The 17,320-nt window shown below is 31.4% G+C and carries 16 protein-coding genes; 3 read left to right on the top strand and 13 right to left on the bottom strand.

Features of this window, described 5'->3' with window-relative positions; translation table 11 throughout:
• Positions 1-107 precede the first annotated feature (107 nt).
• The 7 genes from AYC61_RS05500 to AYC61_RS05530 all read right to left on the bottom strand — a co-directional run bounded on the left by AYC61_RS05500 (position 108) and on the right by AYC61_RS05530 (position 9,009).
• Positions 108-1,721: a class I adenylate-forming enzyme family protein gene (locus tag AYC61_RS05500; RefSeq protein ID WP_066497954.1), complete on the bottom strand. Its 1,614-nt coding sequence runs from the start codon at positions 1,719-1,721 to the stop codon at positions 108-110.
• A gap of 261 nt (positions 1,722-1,982) precedes the next feature.
• Complete coding sequence (locus AYC61_RS05505; protein ID WP_066497955.1) at positions 1,983-3,218, bottom strand: CaiB/BaiF CoA transferase family protein; 1,236 nt, start codon at positions 3,216-3,218, stop codon at positions 1,983-1,985.
• Positions 3,219-3,313: 95 nt separating this feature from the next.
• Complete coding sequence (locus tag AYC61_RS05510; protein WP_066497962.1) at positions 3,314-4,324, bottom strand: electron transfer flavoprotein subunit alpha/FixB family protein; 1,011 nt, start codon at positions 4,322-4,324, stop codon at positions 3,314-3,316.
• A gap of 12 nt (positions 4,325-4,336) precedes the next feature.
• Positions 4,337-5,134: an electron transfer flavoprotein subunit beta/FixA family protein gene (locus AYC61_RS05515; protein ID WP_066497967.1), complete on the bottom strand. Its 798-nt coding sequence runs from the start codon at positions 5,132-5,134 to the stop codon at positions 4,337-4,339.
• Positions 5,135-5,149: 15 nt separating this feature from the next.
• Positions 5,150-6,277 carry an acyl-CoA dehydrogenase family protein gene (locus AYC61_RS05520; protein WP_066497969.1) on the bottom strand — a complete coding sequence of 376 codons (1,128 nt, stop codon included), beginning with the start codon at positions 6,275-6,277 and terminating at the stop codon, positions 5,150-5,152.
• A gap of 31 nt (positions 6,278-6,308) precedes the next feature.
• Positions 6,309-7,448, bottom strand: coding sequence for a YkvI family membrane protein (locus tag AYC61_RS05525; protein ID WP_066497971.1), 1,140 nt, complete (start codon positions 7,446-7,448; stop codon positions 6,309-6,311).
• Positions 7,449-8,499: 1,051 nt separating this feature from the next.
• Positions 8,500-9,009 (bottom strand): hypothetical protein, encoded by a 510-nt coding sequence (locus AYC61_RS05530; protein ID WP_156456363.1) that lies wholly within the window; start codon positions 9,007-9,009, stop codon positions 8,500-8,502.
• Between the two features lie 748 nt (positions 9,010-9,757).
• Here AYC61_RS05530 and AYC61_RS20605 point away from each other — a divergent pair.
• Entirely contained in the window at positions 9,758-9,928 is a 171-nt protein-coding gene (locus tag AYC61_RS20605) for a DUF1413 domain-containing protein (RefSeq protein ID WP_082759799.1), read from the top strand.
• Between the two features lie 465 nt (positions 9,929-10,393).
• On the opposite strand, the gene AYC61_RS20610 is transcribed toward AYC61_RS20605, so the two are convergent.
• The 3 genes from AYC61_RS20610 to AYC61_RS05560 form a co-directional block, all read right to left on the bottom strand.
• A complete protein-coding gene (locus AYC61_RS20610) occupies positions 10,394-11,845 on the bottom strand; it encodes a (2Fe-2S)-binding protein (protein ID WP_082759800.1) in 1,452 nt (483 codons plus the stop codon).
• Positions 11,846-12,069: 224 nt separating this feature from the next.
• Entirely contained in the window at positions 12,070-12,447 is a 378-nt protein-coding gene (locus AYC61_RS05555) for a VOC family protein (protein WP_066497979.1), read from the bottom strand.
• 755 nt (positions 12,448-13,202) lie between these two features.
• Positions 13,203-13,526 carry a winged helix-turn-helix transcriptional regulator gene (locus tag AYC61_RS05560; protein ID WP_066497986.1) on the bottom strand — a complete coding sequence of 108 codons (324 nt, stop codon included), beginning with the start codon at positions 13,524-13,526 and terminating at the stop codon, positions 13,203-13,205.
• Between the two features lie 205 nt (positions 13,527-13,731).
• Between AYC61_RS05560 and AYC61_RS05565 the strand changes: the two genes are divergently transcribed.
• On the top strand, positions 13,732-14,136 hold the full coding sequence (locus AYC61_RS05565; protein ID WP_066497988.1) for a pyridoxamine 5'-phosphate oxidase family protein: 405 nt from the start codon (positions 13,732-13,734) through the stop codon (positions 14,134-14,136).
• Between the two features lie 112 nt (positions 14,137-14,248).
• Positions 14,249-14,392: a macro domain-containing protein gene (locus tag AYC61_RS20615; protein ID WP_242866753.1), complete on the top strand. Its 144-nt coding sequence runs from the start codon at positions 14,249-14,251 to the stop codon at positions 14,390-14,392.
• A gap of 361 nt (positions 14,393-14,753) precedes the next feature.
• On the opposite strand, the gene AYC61_RS05570 is transcribed toward AYC61_RS20615, so the two are convergent.
• The 3 genes from AYC61_RS05570 to AYC61_RS05580 form a co-directional block, all read right to left on the bottom strand.
• Entirely contained in the window at positions 14,754-15,302 is a 549-nt protein-coding gene (locus AYC61_RS05570; protein WP_066497989.1) for a P-loop NTPase family protein, read from the bottom strand.
• A gap of 857 nt (positions 15,303-16,159) precedes the next feature.
• Positions 16,160-16,441 (bottom strand): hypothetical protein, encoded by a 282-nt coding sequence (locus AYC61_RS05575; RefSeq protein ID WP_156456364.1) that lies wholly within the window; start codon positions 16,439-16,441, stop codon positions 16,160-16,162.
• Between the two features lie 203 nt (positions 16,442-16,644).
• Positions 16,645-17,304, bottom strand: a complete 660-nt coding sequence (locus AYC61_RS05580) for an ABC transporter ATP-binding protein (protein ID WP_082759801.1) — start codon at positions 17,302-17,304, stop codon at positions 16,645-16,647.
• Positions 17,305-17,320: the final 16 nt, after the last annotated feature.

Consider the following 17,320-nt stretch of genomic DNA (forward strand, 5'->3'; position numbering starts at 1 on the left):
TTTAAAACTGATAATAACCTTACCCATTCAAAGAACACGGTAATAGAATTAAATAGGGTTGGTACTGCCTAGCTTATGTTATATATCTTAACAATCATATCTTCTCATCATTTTGCTAATCTTAACATTTTCGTTATATTATCTCTTGCTAATTTTTTAATAGATACAAGATCAATTTTTCCTGTACTATTCATCAGAAACTCATCTAGTTGAAAAATAAAATTAGGTGTCTTATAGCTAGCAAGATGATTCTTAACAAAATCCTTTAACCCATCAGCATCAATTTTTTTATCTGGTTTCATTGTTATTAAAGCAACAATTTCTTCCTGAACAGCAGTACCTATATCTACTCCTACAACTTTAACATTAAGAATATCCTCACTATAATGTCCTATAACGCATTCAATTTCACTTGGAGAAATGTTTTCACCACCTCGAACAATCATATCACTTGCACGTCCACAAAAATAAAAATAATCATCTTTATCGCGATACCCAACATCATCTGTTTTAAGCCAACCATCATGAGTATACTTTTCTAAATTCTTTCGATGCATATTATAATACCCTTTCATTATGCAAAAACCTTTTGTTTGGATTTCCCCTTTGACATTTACATCACACTCACGATTGGCTTCATTGTCCCAAATACGTATTTCCATATTCGGAATTGCCTTGCCTATCGTTTCTGATTTTAACATAGTATCATCATCATAGTCTGACAAAGTAATTAAAGGTGACGTTTCAGTCTGACCATATCCTATTTGTAAATGAGGAACATCCACCTTTGAAATAAGCTCTCGATATTTCTCACCTGTCATACCTGAACCTGCTAAAATACCAGAGTTCCATGATGAAATATTATAATTACCAAAGCTTGGATCCTCAGCTAAAAGCATTAGCATTGAAGGTACCACATTGAATGCTGTAACACGATACTTCTCTATGAGTCTCATAGCTTGGTCCGATTTATATTTACGCATTATTATTGTAGGCATCCCAACCATTAATCCCAATAATAATCCACATGTCATCCCAGAACAATGGAATATTGGCATACCAATCAGCATAGTATCTTTATTTTTATTCCATCGCATTAAATCTGATAGTACTCTCGCATCATTAAGTATACTATAGTATGATAGTAAAACACCTTTAGGTAGCTGTGTACTTCCAGAAGTAAAAAGCATACAAGCTGTATCTTCAGTTGTAACCAATCTCTTGACTTTATTAAGTTTTTCTATATTTTGCCACACTGTAGCATCATCTGACTTCTGTAATTCAGTAGCTTCATTAAATATACTTATAATACTAAAGTGATCTTTTAACTTAGGAAGACCCTTATTAACTTTATTAATAATTTTTAAGTAATCAATAGAACCCGTAGATTCTCCATAGAATAAATATTCAATATCAGCATAAGATAAAACATTTTTCATTTCTAAATGCTTATACGAATAATTAAAAACAGCTGTAACTGCACCAATCTTCATTGCTGCGTACATGATACAAACCTGTTGGAAAGAATTAATGCTCCAAACCCCCACATGTGTACCTTTTTGAATATTCTTTTTTAGCATCATTGTTGCTATAATGTCAGTAATTTGATCCACTTGTTTCCAATTATAGCTGACATCATCAAATATATAAGCTATATCCTCAGGATAATCTTCTGCATTTTTTTTCAACACATCTGAAAGAGTAACATTTAAAATATCCAATTTTATCCTCCTTGCTTGTTAAACAAAGTCAACTTACTATAACCCAGATTATTCATAGTAAAATAAATATCTTTTACAAATAAACCTCATTCTTCGAATGAATAAGCGATTCACATAAAATCATAGATTTTAGTTCTCTGCTCATGATTATAAGATGTCCATTAAATTCTCGACATACCAACTGGGTATACCTTCGAATTCACTGGAATCTTATAATTCAGAAACATATTAATCAACGTTATATGAATAATCATGGTATGATTATTTTTCTTGATCAGCATGTAGATGTTTCTCAATTAAAATACCTTTTGATATCATTTCTTGAATCTGTGCTTCGTTATATCCAAGTTCACCTAAAATTTTTGAAGATTGCTCACCCAAAAATGGTGCACGATTTCTCGGAGGAAGTGTAACACCACCAAATTTTGCAGGTGTAGCACTCTCTATATATTGATCACCATTAGGCTGAGTAAACTTGGAAAAGTATAAATTGTCCTTTGCTTGTTGTGATTCTAATATTTCATAAACATTACATACTATAGAATGAGGTATATCATTCTCTCTTAAAATTGCATCTAGCTCATCTCGAGTAAATTTCAAAAAGCCTTCACTAATAATTTGAACAATTTCTCTACTATTTTCATTTCCCTTAGCAAATGTATTATATTCTGAGTTTTCAATTAACTCTTCTCGACCTATAATCTTCATGAAATATGGAAAATAACGTTCATACTCATGGCAACACACCATTATCCATTTATCATCTTTACATTTATAGGTATTATTCAATGGAGTATTCTCAAGACGACTCTTTGGATATTTATCTAAATCACTACACTGAATCGAAAGTATAGGCTCTAACATATTGTAAATAGCCTGTCCATAGAGAGATACAACAATTTTACTACCATCTCCAGTACATTTTTGCTTGTACAATGCAGCACATATTGAAGCAGCCATAGTGCTAGCAGTAGAATTATCTCCAAATGAGCTTGGAGGAATCACAGGAGCAGTATCTTTCTCCATAGAAGCAATCATTGCACCTCCTAATGCCCAGAAGCAAACATTGTCAAATCCCGGATCATTTGCCATTGATCCACCTTCTCCAAATCCAGTCATATGTGCATGGATAAGCCTAGGATATTTGTCATGAAGAGTTTTATAATCTAATCCCAACTTATCAAGAGCACGACCTCGAGTGTTGGTTAGAAAAACATCAGCATTTGCTAATAATTTATCCATTGCTTCCTTACCTTCAGGAGTCTTCAAATTCAAGGCAATGCTTTTTTTATTTGCATTATGAACATCGTATGTAATGTATTTCATTCCAGGCAAAGGAACCGCATAACGTGTCGTATCTCCTCTCGGTACAGCTTCAACCTTAACTATATCAGCACCCCAATCAGCTAATATACGTCCAGCTGAAGGTGCTGCTACGTATGTTGTTAATTCAACTATTTTTACATCATCTAATAAATTATATGGATTATTACTCATAATTCATTTCTCCTTGTATAATGTATTTAGGTTAATAAAGGCAGCCTATAATCCTTTTTCAAACTGAATTTTCCCTTGATTTTAATAGTTAGGGTTTAATTATTTTTGTATTTTTTTAATTCTTCAATAAATTGTGGTATTACTTCAAAAAGATCTCCTACAATTCCATAATCCGCTACTTCAAATATAGGTGCATCCGGATCCTTATTGATTGCAATAATAATATCTGAACCTGACATTCCTGCTAAATGTTGAATTGCTCCAGATATTCCACAAGCGATATATATTTTAGGAGCTACCGTTTTTCCAGTTTGTCCTACTTGATGAGCATGTGGTATCCAGCCACTATCTACTGCTGCTCTAGATGAGCCTACTGCCGCTCCCAATACTTCAGCTAATTCTCGAATGTAAGAGAAGTTTTCCGCTTTTCCCAATCCACGTCCTCCAGAGACAATAAATTCTGCATCTTCTAAATTTACTTCTGTGGATACTTCTTTGATAGTTTCATGTATTCGAGTTCGAATGTTTTCTTCGGCAATTGAAATGTCTTCTTGAATAATTTTTCCCTCTACTTGTCCATTTTGTAGTGGCTTTTTGAATACGCCAGGTCGAACTGTTCCCATTTGCGGACGACGATCTGGACATTCGATTTTCGCCATAAGGTTTCCCCCAAATGCTGGACGTATCCAAGTTACATTATTGCTTTCTTGGTTGAACTCAATACTAGTACAGTCTGCAGTCAACCCCGTTCTTAGCTTACAAGCTACTCGTGGACCAAAGTCTCTTCCATTACTTGTTGCTCCAATTAAAATGGTATTTGGATTATATTTGTCAACTAGTTGTATAAAGCATGAATAAACTGCATCAGTTAAGTACCTATTGTATACAGGTTTATCAACTAATATAATTTCATCTGCTCCATACTCTAAGGCTTCTTTCGCTACTTCTTGTACATTATGTCCAATTATAACGGCAACTAATTTTTCTCCTAATGCATCGGCGATTTCTCTACCTGGACGTAATAATTCAAATCCTACTTTTTTTTCTTTTCCATCTTCTGTTTCAACATAAATCCACACATTTTTATATTCTGAATTCACACTCATGATTTGCCTCCTTTACAGTACTTTAGAATCTACTAGTAATGACATTAAAGTTTTTATAGAATTTTCTACTGTTTCTTCTTGAATAATTACGCCATTTTTGGATCGTACTGGAGTATAGGTTTTCTTTACCTTTGTCGGAGAACCTTTTAATCCACAATTTTCTAAGTTTATGGATACATCTTTCGAAGTTAACACTGGAATTTCTACTCGATTAGCGGCCATTTTGCTTTTTATGGTAGCATATCTTGGCTCATATTCCGTTTTAGATACAGTAATTACTGCCGGTTTTTGCACTTCAATCCAATCATATCCTTGATCATTGTCTCTTTTGATTAGTGTTTGGGCACGATCCTGTTTGATGTCTGTTGCATAGGTCACTTGTGGTAAACCTAGATGTTCTGCAATTTCTGGTCCCACTTGTCCGGTATCTCCATCTATCGCTTGCATTCCACAAAAGATTAAATCAAATTTGCCTTTTTCTTGCTCCAAAAGTCTAATATAAGTGGATAAAATATAACTTGTAGCTAAAGTGTCAGAGCCTCCAAAAGCTCGATCACTGATTAGATACGCTTCATCGGCCCCTACAGATAAGCATTCTTTCAAAGCTGTTTTTACTTGTTCTGGTCCCATGGAAATTACTGTAACATTTCCACCTTCCTTTTCTTTTAGTTGAACAGCTAGTTCTAAAGCATAAGCATCAAAGGTATTTACAATACTAGGCACCCCTTTACGTATAAGTGTATTAGTTACTGGGTCAATCTTGATTTCCGTTGTATCAGGAACCTGTTTCACACAAACTAAAATATTCATTTAAATCCCTCCTATTTAATGTAGCATTATACCTGAAATAACAACACGTTGTATTTGATTTGTTCCCTCGTATATTTGAAGAATTTTTGCATCTCTCATCATTTTTTCTATAGGATATTCTTTCATATAACCATAACCGCCAAATATTTGTAATGCATCACATGTCACTTTCATGGCAATATCTGATCCCATCACTTTGCTCATAGCAGAGTGCATCGAATAATTTTCTCCATCATCCATCAACTCTGTAGTATGGTATACCAACTGACGAGCCGCTTCTGTTTGAATTTGCATGTCCGCAAGCATAAACTGCAATCCTTGCTTAGAAGCAATAGGTTTGCCGAATTGGACACGTTCTTTGGAATATTTTACTGCTTCATCAATAGCTCTTTGCGCTAGTCCAACACCAGTGGCTCCAACAAAAGGACGAGAAGTATCTAATGTTTTCATTGCATATACAAACCCTTTACCTTCTTCTCCAATTAAATGATCTTTTGGAATTCTACATTCATCAAAAATTACCTCAGTAGTATTCGATAATCGGATTCCCATTTTGTCTTCATGTTTCCCAATAGATACACCTGGACGATCTCTTTCCACAAAAAATGCTGATAAACCTTTTGTCCCTTTCGACAAATCAGTAGATGCAAATACAGTGTATACTCCAGCTACTCCACCATTGGTGATAAAACATTTTGTTCCATTTAATACATATTCATCTCCTTCTAAACGGGCTTTTGTTCTTACTGCAGCTGAATCAGAGCCAGCATTTGGTTCTGTCAAGCAAAAAGCAGCTAGTTTCCCAGATACAAGAATATCAAAGTATTGTTTTTTTTGTTCGGCAGTTCCAAACAAATTTATCGTACTACATGCAGAATTATTTGCTCCAATAGCTGAAGCAAGTCCACAATCATACCTGCCTAATATCTCAGCAATATACACTTCGGTTTTTCGATCAACCATCACACCCCCATGTTCTTCAGGGACCTCCAACAAGTGTATTCCCATATCTAAAATATCTTTATAAATTTTTTCAGGAAATTCACCAGAAGCATCAAATTCTCCTACCACTGGAACTACTTCTTTTTCCATATAACTTTCCACTAATTCTCGTAAATCTTTCATTTCATTTGTAATTTGCATAATAATCCTCCCTATTCTTGAAAATATTCAGCTAATTATTACAATTATTCTTTTTATATTTTTTATTTCTATAATGTCCATAAGTCAAAGATGGCAAAATTACTAAGAAAATTCCAATGTAACCAAAGTAAGAATATCCTACAGCAATAATCTTTGTTAATCCAGCAGAAGAAACTATCATAGAAATCAAAATTATTATTACACCTATAACCAATGATAAAACTTTTTTATTATCTGCAATTTTAAGACCCTTTTCAGTAGAAAGGCGACTAAATAGCATTATATTTCCATAAACTACAGCAACTGCAGTAGATAGAAATGCACTAAATAAAGCAATAGAATAAATTACAACTAAATATCCTCCGCCCATTAATTTTGTAGCTGCTAATATTGGTAAAGTTTCTTTTGCAACATTAGGCATATATGCTTGAATTAATAGTACAGTTAGTGCAATCATCACTCCATTAATAACAAACCCGATTCCTGTTATTTTTGTACAATCTTCGTCTGTTTTTGTCAATGAAGTTGCACCCAAAAGACCTAAAAATGCAAAACATTGAAATCCAGCGTAACTTAAAGCCTTCCAAGCTCCTTTCCAAAATGTTGATCCGCTAACAGATAGAGATAAGTTTTGATGTAAAATCACACTGTTTTTGCCTATTCCCTGAATGCAAATTAATAAAAAAGAAACAACTATTAATATAGTTAAAACAGAAGATGCTTTCCTAACTAAATTTGATCCAAACATACTTAATAATAGTGTCAATATGCCAGTAATTAATACGGATAAAAAATATGTGATCCCAAAGACTTGAGTTAATAATGCTGCGGCTCCAGCAATAGATGCACTAACTGCCAACATTCCTGCCATTATATAGCAAACATCATAAATTGGAGATAAAATTTTATTATATGGTTGAAATAATACTTTGCCAAATGAGTGGTAATCGTAAGCATTATAATGACGCGCCATAATCATATTTTCACGATAAGTTAACCCTACGACAACCATAGATAATATAGAAAATAATGCCGCATACTTACCATATCGAATAAAAAAACTCATTGATTGACTTCCGCTAGCAAAACCACCTCCTACATGTGCACCAAACCATACAGATGCAATACTAAATATTCCAGCCCATGCTAATCCATTTTTTTCTTTGCTCATCCTTATTCTCCTTATCAATATATTTAGGTTATTAAAGGAAGCCTATAATCCTTTGTTAAATAATGAACAAATAAATTTAAATATATATATATTTATTAGATAGAGTTATACCTCACTCTCTTTGAAATCAAGATTTTGTCTTGAAAAAAAGTGGTGCCTCTGTCTGATAAATAGCTAAAAATAAGTTATATAATATTTTAATATAAAATACGGTGGTAATGTTTTCCTCGGAATTTTTATCATTCAAAAATTGAACAAGTCTTTTTGTCCTTAATAAAAATCAATATCTATATCATTTTTTCATTTGCTCATTGTTTTTAATAGTTAGTCTTTCAAATGTTTATTGTTTAGCACTTAATTATTATATGAGCAATTTACATGCCAATTATCTAGCCCTCTAAAAATGGTCTTTTATCTTATTTCTTTTAAATTATTAATAAAAGTTGGTGCATGAATGCCACTTTGCATATTAAAGCGGTGCATTAATACACCGAAGAGTTGACAAACCTCGCTACTTTTTACTCGTAGGTTTGAATTCTAGATAAAAAAGTTTAAGTAATGAAATATTTCTAATTTTACATCAAAATATTTTTTATTTTTAGTTATACGGTGAATAATAAAATGCTTGAAAAAGCAACAGAACTAGGTATATGTGAAAAAGACTTCTTACCTAGTGAAAAAAACATTGAAGAGTATATTGAATTTGTAAAACAAAATAGAAGGTAGTTTTTCAAAATTATACAAGTTAAATTTCATTCGAATAATAAACACTAAAAGCCCTTGAATTCAAACATAAATTTCAAGGACTTTTGCTATCTATTATATTCAATTTTCAACTCAAAATTTAGTACTAATTGACGTGTTTCCACGTACCCTAATCATACACTAAAATGGGTTCACTCCAAACCGTCCCTTTTTATTATATTAGCTATTTTCTAATGGTTACACTATATTTCATTAGTATTTATTTCGTCCGTTTTTACGCAGTCTGCCGTCCCTCTTGATTATCGGCGTATGCCTCTAATTAGCAAGATAAATAATTAAAATATAACTAATCTTCTTCGGCTCTGAATGACAACTGTCTCCAAGATATCTCATTGCTCTCATTGTCTATTTCTAAAGAAAGTAGTTTCTTTTCTTTAGCTGGCTTACTTGGAGTTCCATAGAATTTATAGCTATCATCTTCGAAAGATATGGACACCTCAAATATAACAGCTTGATTTCGCTTTTTTAATATATCTAGCAAACACTCCTTTTTAATAATAACCATGTTTCCATATGTGCTATGTTTTTCATATCCACTTTCATCTTCTGGCTCGCTCCAATGATATACTTGAACAGGGAAGTCATCAACATTATATATTCTTGAACGTAAAATTTGTTCTTCCAACGTTACAGTCAAGTACTTTGCTAGAACATCAGATACCCCCATTAAGTAGTTTGATGTAGTTAGATAATCTTTTAATAACGGGTCTTTTTTATCAAGTGCATAATCTGGGAACGTAGTGATTACATCACATGTTGGATAAATAACGAGCTTTTGTTGTTCTCCATTCTGCATATTTTTCCAGTGTTTCTACGCTAGGAATAACGCCGTGATCATTGTAGGTCTTTTGGTATTCATTTTGCGCTAAGTAGTGTTTACTCCATTCTCTTGCATTCTGATTTGTGATACCAAACTGGGCAACGAAATAATCGCATTCGATTGCTATCTCTTCTTTCGTGCATACAAACATCCTGGCTAAATTAGTATACCAATACCGCAATGTATCCATTGTATCAAAATCAAACTTCCAATTCTGAGTACTATCTTTACATTCGCGTTGATAATACGACATTTTTTTTACATGCTATCGCTACTCATGCACTGATCACACACAGATAATTGTTCTATATCATGAGGTTCACAATAGGGAGCTAGAATCAGCTATATAAAAACCAGGGCGACATTCCACACTCATGCTCATCAAGGTATCAAACGTTATAGAACAAAGTTTACATAACATAGCAACCGGAATTGGTCTTGGCAAATTTATTAGTGCAGAAAATAGAATTTCTATATTCACTATGCTGTTATATTGCTTTTTAGTAACATGAATAAACTCTTTGAATAAAGAGTCCATGGTCTTTCCTTTCGGCTTTATCTGTGATAGCATTCCATCAATCGAATTAGCTTCAGATAACATATATGCTTGTAAGCGAGGACTCCTATCTGTAAGCAAATGGAATTCTTCACACTGCACATCAGTTGCGTCCGAAAATATAGAACGGATATGTTGGGAGCTTTCGGACAATTCAAACGGAGTTAGATTGAGAACTTCCACTTTAAGGGTTATGAATGGAACCGAATTTCTCATAGTGACAGATTGCTACTGGGAACGCTGTTCATTCACGTTAAGACAAAAGATGTAGGAGTTGTTTACGTTGAAAAGACTTCTTCAGGACAGCAAAGATATAAAAACGTCTATGTTCTAAAATAGAATTATTCTACATAAAGAAAAGACTTATAAATAATGATGCGTTATTTAATACCATACATATAGAGTTGCATTAATTCTATTATAAATTTATTGTCCTCATAGTTCGTAACAATACTAGGCATGAAATCTAGACACGCAACAATGTCACCACCATCATTACCGTTATTATTGAAATCTAACTGCAAACCAATATAGTAACTCTTAACAGACGCGGGGACAGGTTCAATGTCTGCTATGCTTTCTCTACATTATACTTACTTGCTCCAGTTACTCTTACCAATTGACGTATTTTGAAGTTATGATATGGTTCACCGCACCTATAATAATGGCGGTTTTAATAACCAGTTCAAGAACTATGAGAGGATAGCCTTTAATTTCTTGACTAAATTAATAAAAGATAACATTGATTTTAATCAGTGCTACCTTTCTATCATACTTAATATCCTCTGGAAGTATGTTTTTAAATTACTTCTTTGTATCAATTATATTTTGTATTAGAGCTTTACATTTTCCACAATTAGTACCTGCTCCTGTTACTTCTCCAACTTTTTCAACTGTATCTGCCCCATCTTTAACTGCATTAACTACGGCTTCAATAGAAACATTATTGCATCCACAGGCTAATGCTAATATTTTTTTTATATCTTTAATACAATTACCGCAACCTGTTCCGGCTCCTGTAATTTCTTGTATTTCCTCTATAGTACGAGCACCACCAACCATTGCTTTCCTAATATCACCATAACTCACTTGTTTACAGTGACAAATAATTCTATTTACAGGTATAAGAAAAGCTGTTACATAAAGATCTCCATCACTTCTAAGAGAATGCATTGTTCCAGCAGGAGCAATAAATACATCTCCTACCTGTAACTCTACTTCTCCATCTGCTAATACGCCAAACCCTGAACCCTTTATACAATAAAATACTTCATCTTGAGTTGCATGTTCATGGAGAGGAACTTTTTCATCGGAAGAGATATGATACACCTTTGTTTCAATAGCTTCTTTTATAGCATTTAAATCCATACTCTCACTCCTTATCCAGTTATTATTATCTTCCCTATTCATATTTCTAAAGTCTCTAGGACTAACGCCTGTATATTTTTTAAAAAATCTTGTCATATTAGATGATTCTGTAAAACCTAATTCATTGGCAATTTCACTGATACTCTTTTGTTCAAAACATAGTTTAAGTTTTATTTTTAAAATAAGTTGTTGAATAATATATTGCTTTGCGGACATATCAATAGCTTTTCGTGTCATTAAATTAACTGTCTTTTTAGAGACGTGCATCATATTAGCATAGCTTTCTACAGTTTTCTCTTTATCAATATGTTCTTCAACTAATTCAGTGAACTGTATAAAAATTTCATTTTTTTTCTGTGAGGTATCTTTTCCTAAGATACTGTTTAATATTAATAGGGCGAAGGTTCTAAAAGCCGAAACAATTACCTTGTAATTCATAACACCATCAGCATATGTGTACATATCATGTATTACATCTAAAAGTTTTGTCAACGTTGAAGCATATAAATCTATAAAATTCACATGTGGATTCATATAGCTTTGCTTAAACAAATCTTTGACTTCAGAAGTGTTATCACTTAAAAATCCACATAAAAACCCCTCTGTGAACATGATTAAATACCCTTGTACATTATCAAACTCACTATATCTATGAACACGATTCCTTGAAATAATTAAGCTTTCACCTGCTTGAATGGTATATTCTAAAAAATCAATTTCATGAATACATTTACCTTCAGTAACAAAAATCAAATTGTAAAAATCAGTACGAAAATGCTTCCTTATGAAAGAGGTATTTGCAGATTCAAAAAAATTTTTCAATGATATAATTTCAAAGCCTTTATTTTTTTTCTTATTTTTAAATTTAATCTTTTCTACCTTGTTCATATTATCTCCTTTAATTGCAATAATTGTACTGTGAAATTTGATTTAAACATAACCACCAACAACACCTAATGATACTATTTATATTACAATAAAAGTGTTATTTAAATTTAGGCTGTGTTTAAGAATAGTGTTGATTGATATATAAGTTTTTTAATGGAACCTTAATATAAGGTTCCATTATATAGTATTTTAAGAACATTTCTATTTAACTATGCTATAAGTTTTTATCCTCTAAATTCTATCGATTCTCCGTCAGGACCCACAAACACTACTCTACGCCAACCTTCTTCTCCTGCCTCTCTTGCTCCAACAGGGTGAGGTTCAGTCTCAACAGGAATACCAGCATTTATTAAACGGTTATAATCTTCGTCAAAGCTATCGCTCTCAAGACAGAAATGAAATCCTTTGTCTAATGAACCAGTCGGTATGTGTATCAACTCTAAAACGGTATCGCCTAGTTTAAGATAAACTATTTTTTCTACTATTGGTATAGGCACATCATGTCCATAATATTTCTTGAAGCCAAAATGCTCTTCATAAAAATTTATAGATTTAGATCTATCCTTAACAATAAATGCTACATGGTCGATGCGTTTAAACATAGATTATTCCTCCTCATAATAGTTTTATTAATTTTTTTACATGTATAATTTTATGTCTCCAAAAGAATAATATAGGCACACTTATACCAACTACCTCTACATATTTTCTTATAAATTAGCCGTTTATCATAGATTTGGCATATAGTATTCATTTTTTTCAAGACCTCTATTATCTTTTGTATAGTCTTTTTAAATCTGAATTCAATTACAATCTGTTTCATAGTCTAAAATTTATTATTTGTAATTCCACAAACTATAATACATGATAGTAATGAAATAAACACACCCTCAAGAGTATATGTTGAAATTAAACTAGTAATACTGTCATCAATGACAGAACACCATAATCCATAAAATTACCTTCCTACATTAAAAGCTACATTTATTATATAATTCTTTCTTCAATTTTATAATGTTATTATTAGACCAAAAACAATCATAACGAAACCTTTTAATATTAATAGTAAATATATTAATAATTAAACAACACCCATATGTTACCATATACTAGGTAAAATGTAAGGGTGTTGTTTTAAAGATATCATTACTAAAAGGTATCAAAATTCAATTTTTATCTATGCTCACCTTGCTTATTAATTACACGATTTAGCTTTTAAATATACTCATATCCCACAAAATACAGTTTGTAATGTATCTAATGATATTCTTTATTTTCGTTACTTATAGTAAGATTCAGCGCAACTACTTGACCAATGACACTTTATACTGATTTCTCATCAATTGTTTTTTTATTTTCACTCATTCATCTGCTCTTTGTACTTTTCTCCCCATATCCACATAGAATCAAGTATTGGTTTAAGACTACTTCCTGTTTCTGTTAGCGAGTATTCAACCCTTGGTGGCACTTCAGCATAGGCTTTTCTCTCAACAAGTCCATCTTCTTCCATAGACCGTAGTTGTTGAGTAAGAACTTTTTGACTAATTGGACCTATAGATTTTTTTAATTCTCCAAAACGTTTAGTTCCATCTATAAGGTCTCTTAATATCAGCACCTTCCACTTATCTCCTATAAGTGTGAGAGTTGTTTCAACTGGACAAAGTGGTAATTCTTTCTTCACAAAATCACCTCCTATTAGTTACCTCTAGGTACTTATAGCACTTTCAAGTGCTTACTTGAACTAATATACTATAGCATTTATTATATACTCGTGGCCACTATAAATCAAATTAACCCAAGACAGTTGAATAAAAATTTCATTAATATTTTTAAATATTTCAAAATGTATAAAAATAATCTATAACTTTTATAAGGAGATGTTAAATATGAACAAAGTAGTAGAGTTTTTAAGTGATAACCCAGTACAATATTTTGCAACAATTGGATTAGATGGTAAGCCTAAGGTGCGTCCTTTCCAATTTATGCTTGAGAAAGATGGAAAGTTATATTTCTGTACTAGTAATCAAAAAGATGTTTTTGAACAACTTAAAGAGTGTCCATATATTGAAATTACAACTTCAAACCCAGCATTTGCATGGATCAGGTTAAGCGGAAAAGCTGTATTCTCCACTGATATAGAAATTAAAAAGGCTGTGCTTGAAAGCAGTGAGCTTGTAAAACCAGTATACCAAACACCAGAAAATCCAACCTTTGAAATTTTCTATCTAGAAGATGCACAGGCAGTTATCGCTGACCTTTCTGGGAATCCTCCTGCAAAATACACTCTATAGTTATTACTATAGATATGAGAAAATATGTTAATAAGTCCTGTATGTCTTCATACATTCAGGACTTATTAATTTAAGCTTAAGATATTCTTGTTGCATTAATTGCAATACAGAAATATGGCTACTTGCATCATGTTATACCTCCTGTCTTGAAAAGGCTAGCAAGTATGATGACATTAAAACAATTGCATTCTGCTGTATTTCTACTGGTGAATTTAGATTTCCAAAGAATAAAAAATCCCCCAAACTAAAAATCTGAGGGAATATACAATCTCATATTAATTTTACATAGAATACTTAAATATCTTGAAATCAACCTATTTCTTCTACAGAGTAGAAAAGTGGTATTACCCACCTCCCCTCATCAAACCGTACATGCCGTTTTCCAGCATACGGCTTTCCGATACCAACTTTTTTCTTTATATTGCTTTAGTATTTCTGTTAATTTTTGTCTATTTTCCTTATCTTCAAATATGCCTGCCGATTTATTCTTCTTACTATTTTGATATATCCCTGTTTTCTATTAATTAAATAACGTTAATACTTATTCCCATTTTCACCCAAAAGAACCGTCGCCAGTGGGTGCACAGATTTTTATTTGTACATTTCACAATCACCTATTACAATATCTGTATTTCTGTATCCAACTTTTTTTCTCTCAGTTGATTTAATAAATTATTTATTTCGCCCCTACTTCTAAGGGTTAAAAATGATTTGTGTAAATATTTTTCGTGCAACTCCATTATAGTACGTTTTCTTGTTTTATTAAATGTCCATAGTCCTTTTAAGAACTTAAAAAATTCCAAATCAAATCTTTCTTCAAGATGTTGAGGCATATCTGACCTCTTTTTTCCATACCTTCTTAATACACCAAGCAAACATACTAACCGATTTATATCTAGAAATATGATTAAATCTGCCGATTTAAATCGCAATTCCATTGTTCCTGTATGATTACCATCAATAATCCATTTTTCCTTTGATATAAGTTCATTTTGCTTCATTATCCATTTCTCTTTCGTTGGTTGCTCCCAATTAGGACCCCAAAATTCAACATCTAGATGAACAATTGGCAACCCTGTTATAGCAGACAATTCTTTAGCCAGAAAACTTTTCCCACTTCCATTATTGCCAATAATAATAATGCGACTATATCCAAATTTATTCAAAATAATCACCCCCTTGCATTATATTTTTTGTAATATTGGAACATATTTACATGCAAAATTATCTAATATGTATCCTAAATGAAATTAGCTAGATTTTCAAATGAAAGGAGGATAGTTATGAAAAAACTTAAAAAAAATTTAAAATTACAAGCTACTTTAAGTGTTTTTGCTAATTGTATTTGCTCCTGTAGTGAATACAATATGGACTTTAGAGTCGTCCGATATTACATTTACGACTAATCATGAAGGATAACTCAATAATCTTACAAACATATTAGTATTATTGCTTATTAATTACCCCTATATTATTATTTGAAATATGGGGGTAATTAGATTGATGGAATATTAACCTAGTTGACATTTTAGACTTGTTTAACAAATTCAGTTGACGCTCCGTATGCAAGGAGACAGTTCATACATTTGTTATACTTTATTACCTCATTAACTGTAACCTCTGTTATTCTTGCAGTTTATCCCAATTAATTCTTACTTGTTTTTTAGATATTTCAATATTTTAGCTTATAATTCTATCGATATGTTTTTAATTTTTATTCTATTTATCTTTTCCTTGTATTTCACCTTTACTATTTTTCATAATTAACTTTTCTTACTATGGAACTGTTCCTTTAGACTCAACTTAATATACTGAAAGTTTTATGGGCTATTTTTTACAACAACTTAACACCTCCATCCTTATTGTTGTTAATATTGTTATTTTATTCAAACAAATGAACCGTCCCTTTGCTTGCTACATTTTAGCTTTTACAAATTATATTTTAAATATAAATTACAGTTTAGAATTTTATTTTATCTAGAGCCTCTTTCTTTTTCTTAAAATAATCTATTCTAGTAATCATTTATTGTTCTTTTAATTTATATAATTCCTTAATATGTTTATAAATTTCTTTATTGTATCTACGATCATAACATCCGTTACTATTATAAGCTTTTTTGTCAATTAAAACCTTAAATTCTTTATTTTCTATTTGATTATTAACTGATATTGTTGTACTAACTTCTGCATTTTCCAATGCCATAGGTAAAAAAATCAATTTTAAAATATTTAATAGTTGTTTATAATTTTCACCCCACATAATTTTTTTTATTTCTTTACATGGTTCTAAAAAAGATTTTAACATCAGAAACATCACAAGAATGAAAATTAAAAAAGAATATATTATACTTATGTTAATTTTGATTAACAAATAATAATTATACAATCTTTGAAAATCTTTTATTTCTCCCATAAATCCAACATATACAATATTGTTTATAATTGCACATATAAAAATAACACCAATAGCTAAATTTTGATTTCCTTGTCACAACTTTTATGAAAATTTTATTTTATATTGTTTCCATTATTAATATGTATTTTTCTATCACAAATTTGGGCAACTGTGTTATCATGAGTAGCTATTATTATAGTAATACCTTTTTTGTTTAATTTTTTTAATATATCTAGTACTTCGTATTTATTATCATTATCTAAAGAATTTGTCGGTTCATCTGCTAAAATAACATTTGGATTTGAAATAACTGCTCGAGCAATTGCTACTCGTTGGCATTCTCCACCTGAAAGCATGTGAGGATACATTTCAAGTTTACTAGAAATTCCAAACGTGTCAGCAACAGCTAATACTTTTTCTTTAATTTCTTTTTTTTCTATATCTTTGTATTTTAATGGTAATGCTATATTGTATAAAATATTTCTATTCTTAATTAATGCAAAATGTTGGAGAATAAATCCTACATTATCACTTCTGAATTTTGCCATTGACGATTCGTCACCCAATACTGGTTCATTGTTAAATAAATATTCTCCACTGCTTTGCTTTAATATACCGCCTACTATATTCAATAGTGTTGTTTTACCTGAACCACTTGGTCCCATAATTGCAACCATTTCATTCTTATCTATCTTTAAGCTAACACTATCCAGTGCTTTTATTTCGGATTTTTTATACTTAAATTTTTTACTAATATTAATTAATTCGATCATATGTATTCTCCTTTAT

Origin of the sequence: Abyssisolibacter fermentans (genome assembly GCF_001559865.1) — a bacterium.
GTDB lineage: Bacteria > Bacillota > Clostridia > Tissierellales > MCWD3 > Abyssisolibacter > Abyssisolibacter fermentans.